15 protein-coding genes are annotated in these 15,611 nt (G+C 63.9%); 4 read left to right on the top strand and 11 right to left on the bottom strand.

Features of this window, described 5'->3' with window-relative positions; genetic code table 11:
* The first annotated feature begins 12 nt into the window (after positions 1-12).
* Positions 13-1,383, top strand: coding sequence for an alpha-galactosidase (melA, locus tag ACWGTI_RS00680; RefSeq protein ID WP_454585336.1), 1,371 nt, complete (start codon positions 13-15; stop codon positions 1,381-1,383).
* Between the two features lie 3 nt (positions 1,384-1,386).
* On the opposite strand, the gene ACWGTI_RS00675 is transcribed toward melA, so the two are convergent.
* On the bottom strand, positions 1,387-3,033 hold the full coding sequence (locus ACWGTI_RS00675; protein ID WP_454585335.1) for an acetolactate synthase large subunit: 1,647 nt from the start codon (positions 3,031-3,033) through the stop codon (positions 1,387-1,389).
* A 240-nt stretch (positions 3,034-3,273) separates the two neighbouring features.
* On the opposite strand from ACWGTI_RS00675, the gene msuE reads away from it, so the two are divergent.
* Positions 3,274-3,834, top strand: coding sequence for an FMN reductase (gene msuE, locus ACWGTI_RS00670; RefSeq protein ID WP_454585334.1), 561 nt, complete (start codon positions 3,274-3,276; stop codon positions 3,832-3,834).
* A 63-nt stretch (positions 3,835-3,897) separates the two neighbouring features.
* Here the strand turns inward: msuE and ACWGTI_RS00665 are convergent, their stop codons facing one another.
* Positions 3,898-4,203 carry a hypothetical protein gene (locus ACWGTI_RS00665; protein WP_454585333.1) on the bottom strand — a complete coding sequence of 102 codons (306 nt, stop codon included), beginning with the start codon at positions 4,201-4,203 and terminating at the stop codon, positions 3,898-3,900.
* A 403-nt stretch (positions 4,204-4,606) separates the two neighbouring features.
* Between ACWGTI_RS00665 and ACWGTI_RS00660 the strand changes: the two genes are divergently transcribed.
* Entirely contained in the window at positions 4,607-4,936 is a 330-nt protein-coding gene (locus ACWGTI_RS00660; protein ID WP_454585332.1) for a YciI family protein, read from the top strand.
* On the opposite strand, the gene ACWGTI_RS00655 is transcribed toward ACWGTI_RS00660, so the two are convergent.
* The gene (locus ACWGTI_RS00655; protein WP_454585331.1) at positions 4,937-5,968 is read right to left on the bottom strand and encodes a hydroxyacid dehydrogenase; all 1,032 of its coding nucleotides are present in this window, start codon (positions 5,966-5,968) and stop codon (positions 4,937-4,939) included.
* 201 nt (positions 5,969-6,169) lie between these two features.
* Between ACWGTI_RS00655 and ACWGTI_RS00650 the strand changes: the two genes are divergently transcribed.
* Complete coding sequence (locus ACWGTI_RS00650; RefSeq protein WP_454585330.1) at positions 6,170-7,225, top strand: LacI family DNA-binding transcriptional regulator; 1,056 nt, start codon at positions 6,170-6,172, stop codon at positions 7,223-7,225.
* 97 nt (positions 7,226-7,322) lie between these two features.
* On the opposite strand, the gene ACWGTI_RS00645 is transcribed toward ACWGTI_RS00650, so the two are convergent.
* The 8 genes from ACWGTI_RS00645 to pcaQ form a co-directional block, all read right to left on the bottom strand.
* A complete protein-coding gene (locus ACWGTI_RS00645) occupies positions 7,323-8,768 on the bottom strand; it encodes an aldehyde dehydrogenase (RefSeq protein ID WP_454585329.1) in 1,446 nt (481 codons plus the stop codon).
* Positions 8,769-8,863: 95 nt separating this feature from the next.
* The gene (locus ACWGTI_RS00640; RefSeq protein ID WP_454585328.1) at positions 8,864-9,649 is read right to left on the bottom strand and encodes a coniferyl-alcohol dehydrogenase; all 786 of its coding nucleotides are present in this window, start codon (positions 9,647-9,649) and stop codon (positions 8,864-8,866) included.
* A 2-nt stretch (positions 9,650-9,651) separates the two neighbouring features.
* Positions 9,652-10,716 carry a branched-chain amino acid ABC transporter permease gene (locus ACWGTI_RS00635; RefSeq protein WP_454585327.1) on the bottom strand — a complete coding sequence of 355 codons (1,065 nt, stop codon included), beginning with the start codon at positions 10,714-10,716 and terminating at the stop codon, positions 9,652-9,654.
* Positions 10,713-11,609 (bottom strand): branched-chain amino acid ABC transporter permease, encoded by an 897-nt coding sequence (locus tag ACWGTI_RS00630; RefSeq protein ID WP_454585326.1) that lies wholly within the window; start codon positions 11,607-11,609, stop codon positions 10,713-10,715. Before ACWGTI_RS00630 ends, ACWGTI_RS00635 begins: the two co-directional genes overlap by 4 nt.
* The gene (locus ACWGTI_RS00625; RefSeq protein ID WP_454585325.1) at positions 11,606-12,334 is read right to left on the bottom strand and encodes an ABC transporter ATP-binding protein; all 729 of its coding nucleotides are present in this window, start codon (positions 12,332-12,334) and stop codon (positions 11,606-11,608) included. Before ACWGTI_RS00625 ends, ACWGTI_RS00630 begins: the two co-directional genes overlap by 4 nt.
* Complete coding sequence (locus ACWGTI_RS00620) at positions 12,331-13,005, bottom strand: ABC transporter ATP-binding protein (protein ID WP_454586454.1); 675 nt, start codon at positions 13,003-13,005, stop codon at positions 12,331-12,333. The genes ACWGTI_RS00625 and ACWGTI_RS00620 overlap by 4 nt, the downstream gene beginning before the upstream one ends.
* Before the next feature lie 89 nt (positions 13,006-13,094).
* Positions 13,095-14,402, bottom strand: coding sequence for an ABC transporter substrate-binding protein (locus ACWGTI_RS00615; RefSeq protein WP_454585324.1), 1,308 nt, complete (start codon positions 14,400-14,402; stop codon positions 13,095-13,097).
* Positions 14,403-14,684: 282 nt separating this feature from the next.
* Positions 14,685-15,602: a pca operon transcription factor PcaQ gene (gene pcaQ / locus ACWGTI_RS00610; RefSeq protein ID WP_454585323.1), complete on the bottom strand. Its 918-nt coding sequence runs from the start codon at positions 15,600-15,602 to the stop codon at positions 14,685-14,687.
* Between the last annotated feature and the right edge of the window lie 9 nt (positions 15,603-15,611).

Below are 15,611 nucleotides of genomic sequence, written 5' to 3'. Positions count from 1 at the left end.
CGGAGGTTTAACGTGGCAAGACATCCCAGGATCACCTTCATCGGCGCCGGCTCGACCGTGTTCATGAAGAACATTGTCGGCGACGTGCTGCAGCGGTCATCGCTGTCGGGCGCGACGATCGCGCTGATGGACATCAATCCGCAGCGGCTGGAAGAGAGCGCCATCGTCGTGAACAAGCTGATCGCGACGCTGGGCGTGAAGGCGAAGGCCGAGACCTACTCCGACCAGCGCAAGGCGCTGGCCGGCGCCGACTTCGTCGTCGTCGCCTTCCAGATCGGCGGCTACGAGCCATGCACCGTCACCGATTTCGAAGTGCCGAAGAAGTACGGCCTGCGCCAGACAATCGCCGACACGCTCGGCGTCGGCGGCATCATGCGCGGCCTCAGAACCGTGCCGCATCTGTGGAAGATCTGCGAGGACATGCTGGCTGTCTGCCCGCAGGCGATCATGCTGCAATACGTCAACCCGATGGCGATCAACACCTGGGCGATTTCGGAGAAATATCCTGAGATCAAACAGGTCGGCCTCTGCCATTCGGTGCAAGGCACGGCGATGGAACTGGCACACGATCTCGACATTCCCTACGAGGAGATCCGCTATCGCTCGGCCGGCATCAACCACATGGCCTTCTATCTCAAGTTCGAGCATCGCCAAGCGGACGGCAGCTACCGCAACCTCTATCCGGACCTGGTCCGCGCCTATCGCGAGGGCAGGGCGCCCAAGCCGGGCTGGAACCCGCGCTGCCCCAACAAGGTGCGCTACGAGATGCTGACGAGGCTCGGCTATTTCGTCACCGAAAGCTCCGAGCATTTCGCCGAATACACCCCCTATTTCATCAAGGACGGGCGCCCCGACCTGATCGAGAAGTTCGGCATTCCGCTCGACGAATATCCCAAGCGCTGCATCGAGCAGATCGAGCGCTGGAAGGGGCAGGCCGAGGCCTATCGCTCGGCCGACCGCATCGAGGTCGAGCAGTCGAAGGAATACGCCTCCTCGATCATGAACTCGGTGTGGACCGGCGAGCCGTCGGTGATCTACGGCAACGTCCGCAACAATGGCTGCATCACTTCGCTGCCAGACAATTGCGCGGCCGAGGTGCCATGCCTGGTCGACGCCTCCGGCATTCAGCCGACCTTCATTGGCGAGCTGCCGCCGCAGCTCACTGCGCTGATCCGCACCAACATCAACGTGCAGGAGCTGACGGTGCAGGCACTGATGACCGAAAACCGCGAGCACATCTACCACGCGGCGATGATGGACCCGCATACGGCGGCCGAGCTCGATCTCGACCAGATCTGGTCGCTGGTCGATGAGCTGCTGGCGGCGCATGGCGACTGGCTGCCGGCCTGGGCGCTTGGGAGCGCCAAAGTTCGGGCCGCCTGAGCGTCACACCTCCGGTGGCGCCGGCAATCGGTGGCGCAGCTCCTCGACCAGGACGCGCTCGTTCTCCGAATAGTCGATCGGCACGACGACGAGATGAACGCCGCCGCCGGTGAAGGCCCGCTCGAGCGTCGATTGTATTTCCGAGACGGAGCTGACCCTGGTACCCTTGGCGCCATAGGCCTCGGCATATCTTACGAAATCTGGGTTGCCGAAGGTCATGCCGAAATCGGGAAACTGGTCGACCGCCTGCTTCCAGCGGATCATGCCGAAAGCATGGTCCTCGATGATCAGTACGACCAGATTGAGTTTGAGCCTGACGGCGGTTTCCAGCTCCTGGCTGTTCATCATGAAGCCGCCATCGCCGCAGATCGCCATGACACGGCGGCCGGGGTAGAGCATCGCGGCCGTCATCGCCGACGGCAGGCCGGCGCCCATGGTGGCCAGCGCATTGTCGAGCAGCAGCGTGTTGGCGACGCGCGTGCGGTAGTTGCGCGCGAACCAGATCTTGTACATACCGTTGTCGAGCGCCAGGATGCCGTCGGCCGGCATCACCGCGCGCACGTCGTGCACCAGGCGCTGCGGCGTAAAACGCTCCTCGGTGGCGCGCGCGGCAATGCGGTTCAAGATGCCTTCGCGCAGCGGCAGCAGCGCCTGTGCGTTGGGGATCTTGCCCTCGATGCGGTCGGCAAGCAGCCTGAGCGAGGCGCCGATGTCGCCGACCACTTCGGTCTGCGGGAAATAGACCTGCTCGACATTGGCCGGCTGGTAGCCGACATGGATCACCTTCGGTCCCTTGTCGCCCATGATGAAGGGCGGCTTCTCGATCGTGTCGTGGCCGATGGTAATGATGAGGTCGGCCTGCTCGATCGCCTCATGCACATAGTCGCGCTCGGAGAGGGCGGCCGTCCCCATGTAGAGTTCGGTCCCGCCGGGCACCGTGCCCTTGCCCATCTGCGTGGTAAAATAGGGAATGCCGGTTCGCAGCACGAACTGGGCGAGGTCGGAGGTCGAGCGTGGTCGTGAGGCGGCGGCGCCCAGCATTGCCAGCGGGCGCTGTGCCTTGATGATCATCTGCGCGGCGCGGTCGAGCGCGAGCGGGCTTGCCAGCGGAAGCTCGACCGGGTGCGGCGGGATCAGTGCCACCTCGTCGCATTCCTCGGCTGCGATGTCTTCGGGCAGTTCCAGATGCACCGGTCCCGGGCGTTCCTCCTCGGCAATCCGAAACGCTTCGCGCACCACGGCGGGAATAGTCCGTGGCGAGATGATCTGGCGCGACAGCTTGGTCAGCGGTTTCATCGCGGCAACGATGTCGACGATCTGGAAGCGCGCCTGGCGCGACGACCGGATGCCCTTCTGCCCGGTGATCATGATCATCGGCATGGCGCCGAGCAGCGCGTAGGCGGCACCCGTCGTCAGGTTCAGGGCGCCGGGCCCGAGCGTGGTGATGCAGACACCCGGCTTGCCGGTAAGCCTGCCATGTGTGGCGGCCATGAACGCCGCCGCCTGCTCATGGCGGGTCAGGATCAATTGGATCGACGATTTGCGGATGGATTCGACGACGTCGAGGTTTTCTTCGCCCGGAATGCCGAAGATGCGATCGACACCCTCATTTTCGAGGGCGGCTACGAGCAGATCTGAACCTTTGGGCACGAAGCGTCTCCTGGGCAAAGCGGGGCCGTGAACACACGCAGACATGGCGGAACCGCACCGCGCAAACATAGTGCCGCCGAAGCCGTAGCGCGAGGTGCGGCCCGCCGGGGAGCGCTGCCGATGGAAAGAAAATTCGCTGTCCGCAGGCTCGACAGCGTACCATCCCTTCTTTCGGCTATTGGTAGCCGTTAAACCTGCGGCAGAGACAGTGGGTCCGCCCGTCGTAAGAGGTGCCAGAATATGCCCAATCCAACCGTCGTCGGCTTTTCCGGCAATTTCACCCGGCCGTCCAAGACGCGCGGCTTCGTCGACCAGGTCGTCAGGGATATTGCGCGCCAGCATGGCCTGTCGGCCAGCACCTATGACATCGAAGACCTCGGCCCCTCGCTTGGCGCGGCCAAATGGGCGCGCGATCTCGACGGCCAGGCGCGGGGGATTTTCGACAGCGTCGTCAATGCCGATGTCCTGGTTGTGGGGTCACCGACCTACAAGGGCAGCTACACCGGCCTGTTCAAACACTTCTTCGATCTGTTCGATCCGGCTTCCTTGCGCGGCAAGCCGGTGGTGCTGCTCGCCACCGGCGGCAACGATCGCCATGCGTTGATCGTCGAGCACCAGTTGCGGCCGCTGTTCGGCTTCTTCGAGGCGCTGACACTGCCGACAGGTGTCTATGCCACGGACAAGGATTTTTCCGACGGCGTGCTGAGGGCCGAACCCATCCTGAAGCGCGTCGAGCAGGTTGTCGGCGAGGTCGGGCTGGTGCTGGCCAATCGCTCGGCCGCCGGTGTTGCTGCCGGATAGGGAGCAACAGCAAGCTCACAGAAATAACGGCCCCTCGGGGCCGCTATTCCTTGGGAAGGCAGCTTACTTGCTGCCGCCATTGGCTTTCACATTGCTGCAGAATTCCGGGTGGCTGTTGGCGGCGTTGGCGTTCTTGGCCTCCTCGTCGCAGGCCGCCATCATCGCTGTCTGATCATCCGGCGACAGCGCCTTCCACGCCTTCACGAAGTCGTCATTGCCGACCATCGTCTTCATGGTGTTGTCGGTGTAGAAGGGCTGCATCTTTGCCGGGTCATCCAGGGCCGATGTTCCGGTCCCGCCGGCGGCAAGCGCCGAGCCGGCGACCATCGACAGCGTCATTGCGCCAAAACAGATCATCTTGATATTCATTATGTTATCCTCCTGTTGCTTAGGGATCGTCAAAGCAACGATCATGGGACAAACGAGAGGTTTGGATCGAAGTTCCGGATTTCGTGCGAAAAATAGGTGAGTCTTTCTGAGATATAGTCATAGGTAGGTTGAAACTTTTTCGGCCTTGCTCGTCGGGTTTCGTTCTTCGTGCGAGCGTCAATAAAAAGGCCCGCCACCGACGCGAATCGTGACGGGCCTCCTTGGAGTACGCCGGGCTTCCCACCGCCCGACTGCTTTCAAAACCATCTGGCAGAAGGATGGTTCCGCAGAGCCCCGCAAGTCATCAATACCCGCCGGCGAGGCCGGAGCCTTCGATGTCCGGCAGGGGTCGCCGGAACCGTCGCGGCGCCTATCCATTATCCCTGAGATGGAGGAACTGCGAATGCCCAAATACATCACCATCGGCTATGGCGACCGGGCCGGATATGACCGGACGCCGCAGGACCTCAGGCAGGCAGCCCATGAACACGATGCGTCGCTCAAGCGGCGCGGGGTGGTGATGGGCATTGCCGAAACGCCGGTCCAGGTGCGAAATCCAGACGCCAGCGGCGTCCGCACCGAATCCGGGCCTTATCTCTCGTCGGATCTGCCGATCGCCGGCTTTTCCGTCATGGAAGCCAAAGACATGGACGAGGCAATCGCGCTCGCCTCGAAATCGCCCTGCGCCGTGGCGCATGGGGTGATCGAGATCTGGCCGCTCAACGAGCGATAACTAATTCCTGTCCGCCGGTTTCGACCTCATCCTTGACACAGTCTCGCGCTCGGCGCGCTTGGAGCGCAGCGGCGGCAGGCCGCGGTCGATCAACTCCATGTCTTCCAGCACCATGTCGCCCATGCGCTTGAAAGCGATGTCGAGCGCACCGGCGCGGTGGGCGGAGCGCAGGAAGCCTGGGATTGTCCGGACCGGGTGGTCCTGTGCCAAAGGCTCTTCGGGGAAGACATCGCTGGCGGCGACGATGTGGCCGCTCTTTACCGCTGCCATTAAAGCAGGGAAGTCAACGACGCCGGCGCGGCTGAGCAGGATGAAGGCAGCACCCTTGCGCATGCTGGCAAAAGCCTCGGCGCCTAGAAAACCCTGGTTCTCCGAGGTCACCGAAGCGACGACGAAGACGAAGTCGCTTGATGTCAGCACATCGTCGAGCGAGGCCGGCTCGACGCCATTGTCGATGAGGATCGACGGCGGCAGCCAAGGGTCGAAGACTTTGGTTCGTGTGCGAAAACCCGACAGCAGCCGGTTCAGCGCTCGACCGAGATCGCCGAAGCCGATGATGCCGACATCGGCGCCCGACAAGAGCCGCGCCGTCTGATTGCCCTCGCCGCCCCACAGTTCTTCGCCTTTGCGGAATGCGAGATCGGCGTCGACAATGTTGCGGGCGAGGTTGAGCGCCATGGCAAGGCCGAGCTCGGCCACCGGCTCGGCGAAGACCAGACCGGTGGTGACGACATGGATGCCGCGCGCAAACAGCGTCTCATAGGGCATGTTGTTGATGAGATTGGTCTCGACATTGAAGACGCAGCGCAGCGCCGTCATGGCTTCAAGCGTCTCAGGTGAGATCGGTGGCTGGCCGATGATATAGCGAGCTTCGGCCAGAACAGCGGCGGGCAGCTTCGCCACGCCCTCGGCCGTCGTCTCGACAATGCGGTAATGAGCCTTCAGTCGCGCCAGTTGCGGTGGGGTGAAGATCAGCTCGAGCGTGCGCGGTTCCGGCGCGCTGATGACCAGCGGCAAGGTCTTGTTCGGCATGACGGTTCCTCCCGGCGCGATCCGGATCGCGTATTTTTGCTTTGAACTTGCCGTTATCCCAAAACCGCTTCACACTTTAGGACGGCACGCACTCGTGGGGTAAAATACTCACGATTAAACGATTTACAACTCCGAAAAATCGATTTACTCATTTCCCCAGCGGGCGGAAATGCCTCGGTCCGCGCCTCGGGAGGACGACCAATGGCGCACAGGCAGGACCAGCAGCGGCGTGCGTCGATCCACGACGTGGCAAGCCGCGCCGGCGTGTCGGCCGCCACCGTCTCCAAGGTCATGGCCGGCGTCACCACGGTGAAACCGGAAAATGCGCAACGCGTTTTCGATGCCGTCGAGCAACTGGGCTACCGCGTCGATCCGCTCGCCTCCGACATGCGCCGGGCCAAGCGCCGCATTATCGGCGCCATCATGCCCGAATTCGAAAGCGAATTTTTTGGCCAGATGGTCACCCGGCTCGAGAGCCTCGCCGAGCAGCGCGGATATACGCTGGTGGCGGCGTCGAGCCGGGAATCCGAAGCGCGCGAAAAAGAAATTCTCGCCCGTATGCATGACTGGCGCGTCGCTGGCGTGGTGCTGGCGCCGGTGCGCAACGAGCATGGCCCGGCAGCCGACTTCATGAAGGCCAATGGCATGACCGGCGTGCTGATCGACCGTGTGCTCTCCGACGACGCTTTCGACACGGTGTCGGCCGACAGCGCCGCAGCCAGCGCCGAGGTGGCGCACGAGTTGATCGCCAAGGGCCATCGCCACATACTGGTCGTCGGCCTCGGCGGACAGGCGGCGACGGTGCGCGCACGCCTCGACGGGTTTCGCGCTGCTGCGATCAAACTGGCGCCGGATGTGCGCATCGATGTCGTGCTCGCCGAAACCGATGTCGAGCCGCTGAGGGCGCAGTTGCGAGAGTATTTCGCGAAAGGCGAACGTCCGACGGCAGTCTATTCGCTGTTCCTCAAGGGTACGCTGGTGGCGTTGTCGGAATTCCGCCGTCGTGGCTGGCACTGCCCCGACGACATTTCGCTGGTCGGCTTCGACGATGCCGAATGGATGCAGGTGACATGGCCGGCGATCGCCGCCGTTGTACAGCCGGTGCGCCAGATCGCCGGCCACGCCATGGAGGCGCTGTTTGCAAGAATTGAAGGTGAGGCGGGGCCGCCGATCGCGCGGCTCGAGCCTTGCCGGGTTTTGATGCGGGAATCCGTTGGCTCGCCAGGTGCGGCGCCCGGTGGCGGAGAATCCCGATGATGTCATCGGCGTTCGGACTGCCGTTCCTGCGCGCGCGGAAGCGCGCAAGGTCGGATTGACGCTCGGTAGATAATCATCTGGCGAAGCGTCCTATCAATCAGAACGGATAGTGCTGGCCGGGATCCTCGATCGTCAGCCAGCGCAGGTCGGTGAACTCGGCGATCGAGGCCTTGCCGCCGAAGCGGCCATACCCCGAGCCCTTGACGCCGCCGAACGGCATCTGCGCCTCGTCGCCGACGGTCGGGCCGTTGATGTGGCAGATGCCGGCCTCGATGCGCGCGGCAACAGCCATCGCGCGCTTGATGTCGCGGCTGAAGACGGCGGACGACAAGCCGTATTCGGTGTCGTTGGCGACACGCACGGCCTCGTCCTCGCCCTTGACGCGGATCACTGGCTTGACCGGGCCGAAGGATTCTTCGGCATAGACGCGCATTGCAGGGGTGACGTGATCGAGCAGGGTTGCTTCCACCACGGTGCCCGTGCGTCTGCCGCCGGCAACAAGTTTCGCGCCTTTGGCCACCGCATCGGCAACAAGTTCTTCCATCTTGTCGGCGGCCTGGCTGCTGATCAGCGAGCCCAGCACGACATGGCCGCGCGGGTCGCCGGCCGGCAGTTGCGAAGCGCGGGCGGCGAGCTTGGAAACGAATTCGTCGGCGATTTTTTCATCGACGACCAGCCTCTCCGTCGACATGCAGATCTGGCCCTGATGCATGTAGGCGCCGAATGCGGCCGCGTTGACCGCCGCGTCGATGTCGGCATCATCGAGGACGATTAGCGGCGCCTTGCCGCCGAGCTCGAGCAGTGCCGGCTTCAGGTGCTTGCCGGCGAGTTCGGCGATGATCCGGCCGACCTTGGTCGAGCCGGTGAAGTTGACGCGCTTGACGGCGGGATGCGCGACCAGCGCCTCAACGATGGCGGCGGCGTCCCTGGGGTCGTTGGTGACGACATTGATGACGCCCTTGGGCAGGCCGGCCTCGACCAGCATCTGGCCGATCAGCCGGTGCGTGCCGGGGCACATTTCGGAGGCTTTCAGCACCACCGTGTTGCCGCAGGCGATAGGCATGGCGATGGCGCGGGTGCCGAGAATTACCGGCGCATTCCAAGGCGCGATGCCGAGGCAGACACCTGCCGGCTGGCGGATTGCCATGGCCAGCGTGCCCGGCTTGTCTGAGGGGATGACCTCGCCCGAAATCTGCGTCGTCATGGCGGCTGCCTCGCGCAGCATCTTGGCGGCGAGCATGACGTTGAAGCCGGCCCACGGACCGGTGGCGCCGGTCTCTTCCATCATCAATCTGGTGAATTCGCCGACCTTGGAATCCATCACATCGGCCGCCTTGGCGAGCAGGGCGCGGCGCTCGCCCGGACCGGTCTTCGACCAGGTCTTGAAAGCGGCGGCAGCGGCTTCGACTGCGGCGTTGGCATCGGCAACGCTGGCTGCGGCGGCGCGCGTCGCCAGCTTGCCGGTGAACGGGTCTATGCGCTCGTAGCAAGTGGAGCCCGACGCATCCCTTTTGTCACCGTCGATCAGAAGTCCGATGTCCATTGTTTTCTCCCTCGCTCGCCCTGGAGCGTCTTTTCTACTTTGCTATTGACCATGATCTTATCCGAAAACCGGTTCCCACTTTTCGGGATCATGGTTTAGAAGCCGAGCACCTCGGCGTTGATCGATGCTTCAAGGCCGCCGTCAACCGGTACGTTGGCGCCGTTGACCCAGCGCGCGCCATCCGAGCACAGGAACAGCACGACAGGCGCGATGTCGCCCGAGGTGCCGGCGCGGCCGACCCTGGCGATATCGCTGTCGACGCGAGCATCGCCGAGTACATTGCGGAATTGTTTCAGGATCGGTGTCTCGACCGGGCCAGGGCTGACCGCATTGACGCGGATGCCGCGGCTCCTGAACTGGTCCTGATGCGCGGCGCGCATCGTCCACAACAACAGCAGCTCCTTGGAGACGGGATAGCCTTCCTCGTTCTTCACCTGATGGTCAGCGACCACTTTGGCGATATCGGGAAAACCTTCGATGCCGACCATCGACGCCGTGCGGTTGAGATTGGCGCGCCAGCCATAGCCGGCGATCGAGGCGACGTTGACGATGGCGCCGCCTTCGCGAAGCTTTGGTGCGAGGCCTTCCGAGAGAGCGCGCAGGCCGTAGAAATTGACGGCAAGCGTCGACACCGCGCCGGTGTTGCCGGAGAGGCCGGCGACGTTGCAGAGCGCATCGATGCGCTGTGGCAAGGTTGCGACGAGATCGTCGACGCCGGCCTTGGACGAGATGTCGGCCTTGACGTAGGAGCCGACCGCCACAGCAGGCTCGCGGACATCGACGCCGATCACATCGGCGCCCAGCTGACCTGCAAGTTCGGCCGTGCGCGCGCCGATGCCGGAGGCAACGCCGGTGATGAGAATGGTTTTGCCGAAAAGCATGGTCAGGCTCTCTCCCGCTGTGCCGTGGTTTGTTGCGGCGTCGATGCCGCGTCGCCGTCCCCGGCGTTGGCCGGAAGCCTGACGCGGTAGCCGACCGGCAGCAGGCGCAGGCCGAAACGTTCTTCCAGCGTTCCCCACAGGCCGCGCGGCAGGAACAGCGAAAACAGCATCGCCGTGGCGCCGAGGCCGATGAGATACCAGACGCCGGTGCCGCCGAACCAGGTCTCGATGAGGAAGAACAGGAGAGCGCCGAGAATGGCGCCTTCGAAGGTGCCTATGCCGCCGACCAGCACCATGAAGATCATGTAGGCGGTCCACTGGACGTTGAAGTAGGTTTTTGGCTGGAAGGTGATCGAGGTCGCCAGCCACAGCGCGCCGGCCATGCCGATGCCGAAGGCGGCGAGCACGAAGAGCAGCCGCTTGGTGCCGGTGACGCGCACGCCTACGGAAGCGGCCGCGTCCTCATTGTCGCGGATGGCGCGGATGGCGGCACCCGTGCTGCCGCGCAGCAGGCTAAACAGGATGGCGAGCAGCGCCGTCATCGAGGCCAGCGCCAGCCAGTAGATCGTCGCGCGCCTGGCGCCGGCGTCATAGACGTTGAGCGAGATCAGCGACGTCCCGGTCTCGCCCTGCACCAACCGGTCGAGATTGACCAGGAGATGGGTGAGCGCGGCGATCACCCACATGCCGATGGCGAACTCGCCATGCCTGAGCTTCAGCATGAACAACGACATTGGCCAGGAAACCGCTCCGACGATGATCGCTGAGACGAACAGCGAAGCGAGCGGGTTGAGGCCGGCATCGGCCAGGCGAATGGCGAAATAGGCGCCGAGGCCGAAGAACACTTGTTGTCCTACCGAGACCAGGCCGCCGAAGCCGGCGAGCGCATTCCACATCGCCGCCAGGATCACATAGATGAACAAGGCTGTCATGCGGTCGACCGCGCCGGCCGACAGGAAATGCGGCGCAACGGCGAGCAGCGCGATGAGGACAACGACCGCGATCGCCGAGATACGCGAAGCAGGGGTGCCGCGCTCGATGACGGGGGAGGTCGAAACGGCGCTCATGATGCTTTCCTCGCGGGCAGGCGCAGCAGGCCGCGCAAGCCGAGGCCGGACGTGGAAAGCCGGATGAACAGCACGATCAGGAAGGCGACATGGCCGCCTATCAGGAAGCCTTGCGGATGTATCTGCGCGCCGAGGGTCTGGGCGAGCGCCAGCACGATGCCGCCGACCAGCGTGCCCCACAGCGAGCCGGCGCCGCCGATCACTGCGGCCTCGAATGCGAACAGCAATTGCGGTGCGCCGGTATAGGGATCGAAGGTGGCGCGCATGCCGAGGAACGCGCCGGCAAGACCGACGGTGACCATGGCGATGGAAGCGGCAAGGGCGTTGGCGCGGCGCGCATCGACGCCGACGAGACCAGCCGTATCAGGATCCTCCGAGGTGGCGCGGATCGAGCGGCCAAGCCTGGTGCGGGTGAGGAACAGCTGCAGCCCGCCAAGCAGGATCACGGCTGTGGCGAACATGATCACAGCAAGCTTGCCGACATAGATCGAGCCCGGCCATTCCCAGGAATCGTAGGACAGGCTGCCGATATAGGGCGCCAGCGAGCGCGTGTTGGCGCCGAACTGCTGGAAGAGCAGATTGTCGATGACGATGGCGAGGCCGAATGTGGTGAGGATCGGCAACAATTCGCCGCCACGCGCGCTGCGTTCGAGCAGGAACCGCTGCAACGCCCAGCCGATCGCCGCCATCAGCGGCAGCACGATGAGCAGGCCGATGAAGGGCGGGATGTGGAAGCGCGAGGCGAGCCACCACATTGTATAGGCCGAGAACACCGCCAGGCTGCCATGCGCAAGGTTGATGATGCGCATCACCGAAAACATGAAGGACAGCCCGCAGGCGATCAGCGCGTAATAGCCGCCGAGAAGGATGCCCTGGACGATCTGGTTCATCATGCCGGAACGCTCCCGGCATTTTTCCGGTGCAGACCGAAATAGGCCTTGGTCACCTCGTCCCGCGACATGCCTTTGCTCGGGCCTTCGAGCGCGACACGCCCTTCCAGCATGCAGATGACCTTGTCCGAGACCGACAGCGCGCGGTTGAGGTCCTGCTCGACGAGGATGATGGTCGTGCCGGAACTGATAAGACCTTGCAGTGAAGCGTAGACGCGGTCGACCACCAGCGGCGACAGGCCGAGCGAGACCTCGTCGAGCAGCAGCAGTTCGGGATTGCTCATCAGCGCGCGGCCGATGGCGGTCGCCTGTTGCTCACCGCCGGAGAGATGCCCGGTCTTGGCATGGCGGCGCGGTTTGAGATTGGGGAAAGTGTCGAGCACTTTTTCGACGCTCCAGTCGCCGGGACGGCCGGCGGTCTTGCCGAGCAGGAGGTTTTCCTCGACCGTCATCTGCACGAACAGTTTTCGTCCCTCCGGCACCAGCGCGATGCCCATGCCGACCCGCTTGTGCGAGGGCACGCTGGTGATATCGGCGCCGTCCAGCAGCACGCGGCCGGCGGATGGCTGATGGGCGCCGGCAATCGCCCGCAGCAGCGTCGTCTTGCCGGCGCCGTTGGCGCCGACCAGCGCCAGCGTCTGGCCGCGCTCTATGCTGAAGCTGACGCCGCGCACCGCCTGCAACAGGCCGTGCCGGACAACCAGGTTTTCGATGGCGAGCAGGCTCATTTCGGACCTCCGCCGAGATAGGCGCGCACGACTTCGGGGTCGGCCATGACAGCCTGCGGCTCGCCGTCGGCGATGATTTTTCCGGCATCCATACAGATCAGCCGCTCGGCCACTTGGAGCAGGATGTGGACGATGTGTTCGATCCAGACGATGGCGATCTTGCGCCGGCGCAATTCCTTGATGGTGTCGACGAGTTCGCTCGCTTCGCCATCGGTCAGGCCGCCGCCGATTTCGTCGAGCAACAAAAGGTTCGGCCTTGCCGCAAGCGCACGCGCAAGCTCCAGCCGCTTGCGGTCGAGCAGGCCGAGCGTCTCGGCGCGCCGGTTGGCTACGCCCAGCATGCCACAGAGTTCGAGCGACGCCAGCGCCTCCTCATAGGCCTCATCGCGGGCGAGACCCGCACCATGCGACGCCGCAACAAAAACGTTCTCGAAAGTGGTCATGCCGCTGAACGGTTTCGGCACCTGGTGCGTGCGCACCAGGCCGAGCCGGCAGCGCTGTGTGGCCGGCAGCGCCGTTACGTCGCCGCCTTTGAAGGCGACGGTGCCGGCGCTCGGCGGGAAGGCGCCTGAGAGCACGCTGAGCAGCGTCGTCTTGCCGGCGCCGTTCGGGCCGACAATGCCGACGGCTTCGTCCGCGGTCATGGCGAAATCGATATTGTCCAGCACCACCAGCGCGCCGAAGCGTTTGTGGATGCCGGCGGCGCTGAGGATCGCAGCTTTGGGCGAGGCGTTCACGATGCGATCCCCTTAACCGTCGATCAGCCGTTGTACGGCTGGAGCTTGGCCTCGACCGGAACCTTCGGGTCGGTGGCGTTTTCCGTGACGACGTAGTCGAGCGGAAACTTGGACCCTTCCTTGGCGGGCACCCACTGCGTGCCGATGATCGGGCCGGGCGAGACGTTGGGTACCGGGCCGCTGGTGAAATCGACCTTGCCGATCATGGTCTCGGTGTTGAGCGTACTCAGAGCCTTGGCGACCGCTGCCTTGTCCTTGGCGTTGCTGCTCGCCTTCAGCGCTTCGAAGCCGGCATCGAGCAGCGACATCGAGGCGCCGAGCTGTTGCGTCCACTGCTTGCCGCTCGCTGCCTCATAGCCGTCGGCAAGCTCGGCACCTGAAACGCCGGTCAGGGGCGACTTGTAAGGGAAAGCCTTGTGCCAGTAGGCGGCGCTCGAGATCTTGTTGCCGAGATCGCCAAGCGCCTCAATGTCGGACGGGAACAGCCCGGTCTTGGCGACCTGGCAGATCTTGATCTGCCGGGTCAGGCCCTGCTGCGCGGCCTGGCGCCAGAAGGCGGCGAAGTCAGGCGGGATCGGGAAGGAGTTGAAGATCTCGACACCTTCCTGCTTGAACAGCGCGATCTGCGAGGAATAGTCGGTGGTGCCGGTCTCATAGGCGCCGGGATCGACGATGGTGAAACCTTCCTTGGCCAGCAGCGGTGCCAGATGCGCACGGATGGCGTTGCCGTCAGCGTCGTTGGGATACATGACGCCGACCTTCTTGTTGGTCTCGATCAGCTTCCACTGCGAGATATAGGCCTTGAAGAATTCCTCGACGCCGAAGCCGAAATGATAGGTCCATTTGAACGGCGAGGGCTCACCGGGCTTGGCACCGCGCCCGAAATACCAGGCCTCCCACGGCATGACGGTGGACAGGCAAGGCACGCCGGCAGCTTCGCAGGCGTCGGCGACCGGGTTGATCACCTCCGGCGTCGACACAGCCAGCATCAGGTCGACGGCCTGATTGTTGATGAGGTCCTTGGCAAGCTGGCCGGCGCGGGACGGATCGGACTGGGTGTCCTGATCAATGATCTCGACGCTGAATTTCTTGCCGCCGAGTTCGATGCCGTTGGAAAGCGCCTTGCGGGCGAGGTCAAGCACATAGCCGTCGGTTTCGCCGAAGCCGGCGAGCGGGCCGGTGCGCGGGCTGACGAAACCGACCTTCAGCGTGTCGGCGGCCTGAGCGAAGGCCTTGCCGCGGGCGAGCGTAAGCGCTGCGCCGCCGGCGAGCGAGGTGGCGATGAACTGGCGCCGCGAGACGCCGCGAAGGATGGATTTCTCCGAGGTCATGCTGATATTTCCTCCCTTTCCTGACGGGCCTGCCGGAGGCGGCCGTCGGCCTGCTCAAAATCTTTGCCGCCCATTCCCCGTATCGGATATCGCCCCGGCAGGCTGGAGGCGGCGGCGGAAGGTCGGCAATGCCGACGATGGCATGATTTCGATCCTCCCATCACCACAGTGCCTTACGCCTTTGGTTTGGTAAAATGATATTTTGCGGTGTTTCGTTAACCCATGGGTTATCAAAAGCCGCGCAACTGCCCGAGTTCGCGGTAATGGCAGAAAGATTATGTCTCAGGCGCGCTGGCTGGCCGCCTCGCGAATGGTCTGCAGAAGGATGGTGAAAGCCGGCGAGGGGGCCGTGTCGGTCCGCATCGTCAACCCGACCGGTCCCTTGGTTTCCTCGGTGTTGACATTGAGGGCAACGAAGGCGCCGCTGCCCAATTCATTGGCGACGACACCGGCCGAGATGATCCACACGGCGTTGCTCTGGCGCATGAAGGCGCGGCCGAAGGAATCCGAGACGGTCTCGATTTCGGTGGCCGGCGCGGTCATGCCATTGGTGATGAAAAGGCGGTCGACAAAGGGGCGGATGACCGATTCACGCGTCGGCATCAAAACCGGAAACTCGTCGAGGCGCGCGAAGATATCCTGGTCGGGCTGCAATAGCGGATGGCCGGCCCGCACCACAAACAGCACCTGTTCGGAATAGAGATGCTCGAAGAAGAAGCCGGTCATGTTTTCCGGCGCCGCAAGCCGGCCGACGACGAGGTCGAGTGCGCCGACGCGCAACTGTTCGAGCAGCACCGCATTCTCCCCGGTGACGATCTTGATGGCGGCGCCGGTGTTCTCCGCGAGGAACAGGCTCATGGCGAGCGGCATAACCTTCGCCGACACCGTCGGCAGCGCGCCGATGCGGATCGGGTGGCGATTGACGGCGCCGTCCTGGCGGACGGAATCGACCCCACGCTTCAAGGCGGTGATCGCCGTGCCGGCATGGCTGAGGAAGATTTCGCCGAGCCGCGTAACCCGTATGCCGCGACCGTCGCGTTCGACGACGGCGATACCAAGTGCCTCTTCCAGCTCGCGCAGCGTCTTGGTAACCGCCGGCGGACTGACATGAAGAAAGTCGGCCGCCCTCGCCACACTGCCTTGCCGCGCTACCTCAAGGAATGCCTGCAGGTGACGGAACCGTATGCGGCTCTCGGACATGGTTCTCGT

Source organism: Mesorhizobium sp. ArgA1, from assembly GCF_053714375.1.
Note: the sequence above shows the minus strand (reverse complement) of the source record. Positions and strands in the feature narration are given on the sequence as shown.

Coding starts and splice junctions, on each gene's coding strand:
- ACWGTI_RS00625 (WP_454585325.1), bottom strand. CDS start 12,334: ATGAGCCTGCTCGCCATCGAAAACCTGGTTGTCCGGCACGGCCTGTTG.
- msuE (WP_454585334.1), top strand. CDS start 3,274: ATGCCCAATCCAACCGTCGTCGGCTTTTCCGGCAATTTCACCCGGCCG.
- ACWGTI_RS00655 (WP_454585331.1), bottom strand. CDS start 5,968: ATGCCGAACAAGACCTTGCCGCTGGTCATCAGCGCGCCGGAACCGCGC.
- ACWGTI_RS00635 (WP_454585327.1), bottom strand. CDS start 10,716: ATGAGCGCCGTTTCGACCTCCCCCGTCATCGAGCGCGGCACCCCTGCT.
- ACWGTI_RS00650 (WP_454585330.1), top strand. CDS start 6,170: ATGGCGCACAGGCAGGACCAGCAGCGGCGTGCGTCGATCCACGACGTG.
- ACWGTI_RS00660 (WP_454585332.1), top strand. CDS start 4,607: ATGCCCAAATACATCACCATCGGCTATGGCGACCGGGCCGGATATGAC.
- ACWGTI_RS00630 (WP_454585326.1), bottom strand. CDS start 11,609: ATGATGAACCAGATCGTCCAGGGCATCCTTCTCGGCGGCTATTACGCG.
- ACWGTI_RS00645 (WP_454585329.1), bottom strand. CDS start 8,768: ATGGACATCGGACTTCTGATCGACGGTGACAAAAGGGATGCGTCGGGC.
- pcaQ (WP_454585323.1), bottom strand. CDS start 15,602: ATGTCCGAGAGCCGCATACGGTTCCGTCACCTGCAGGCATTCCTTGAG.
- ACWGTI_RS00615 (WP_454585324.1), bottom strand. CDS start 14,402: ATGACCTCGGAGAAATCCATCCTTCGCGGCGTCTCGCGGCGCCAGTTC.
- ACWGTI_RS00665 (WP_454585333.1), bottom strand. CDS start 4,203: ATGAATATCAAGATGATCTGTTTTGGCGCAATGACGCTGTCGATGGTC.
- ACWGTI_RS00640 (WP_454585328.1), bottom strand. CDS start 9,649: ATGCTTTTCGGCAAAACCATTCTCATCACCGGCGTTGCCTCCGGCATC.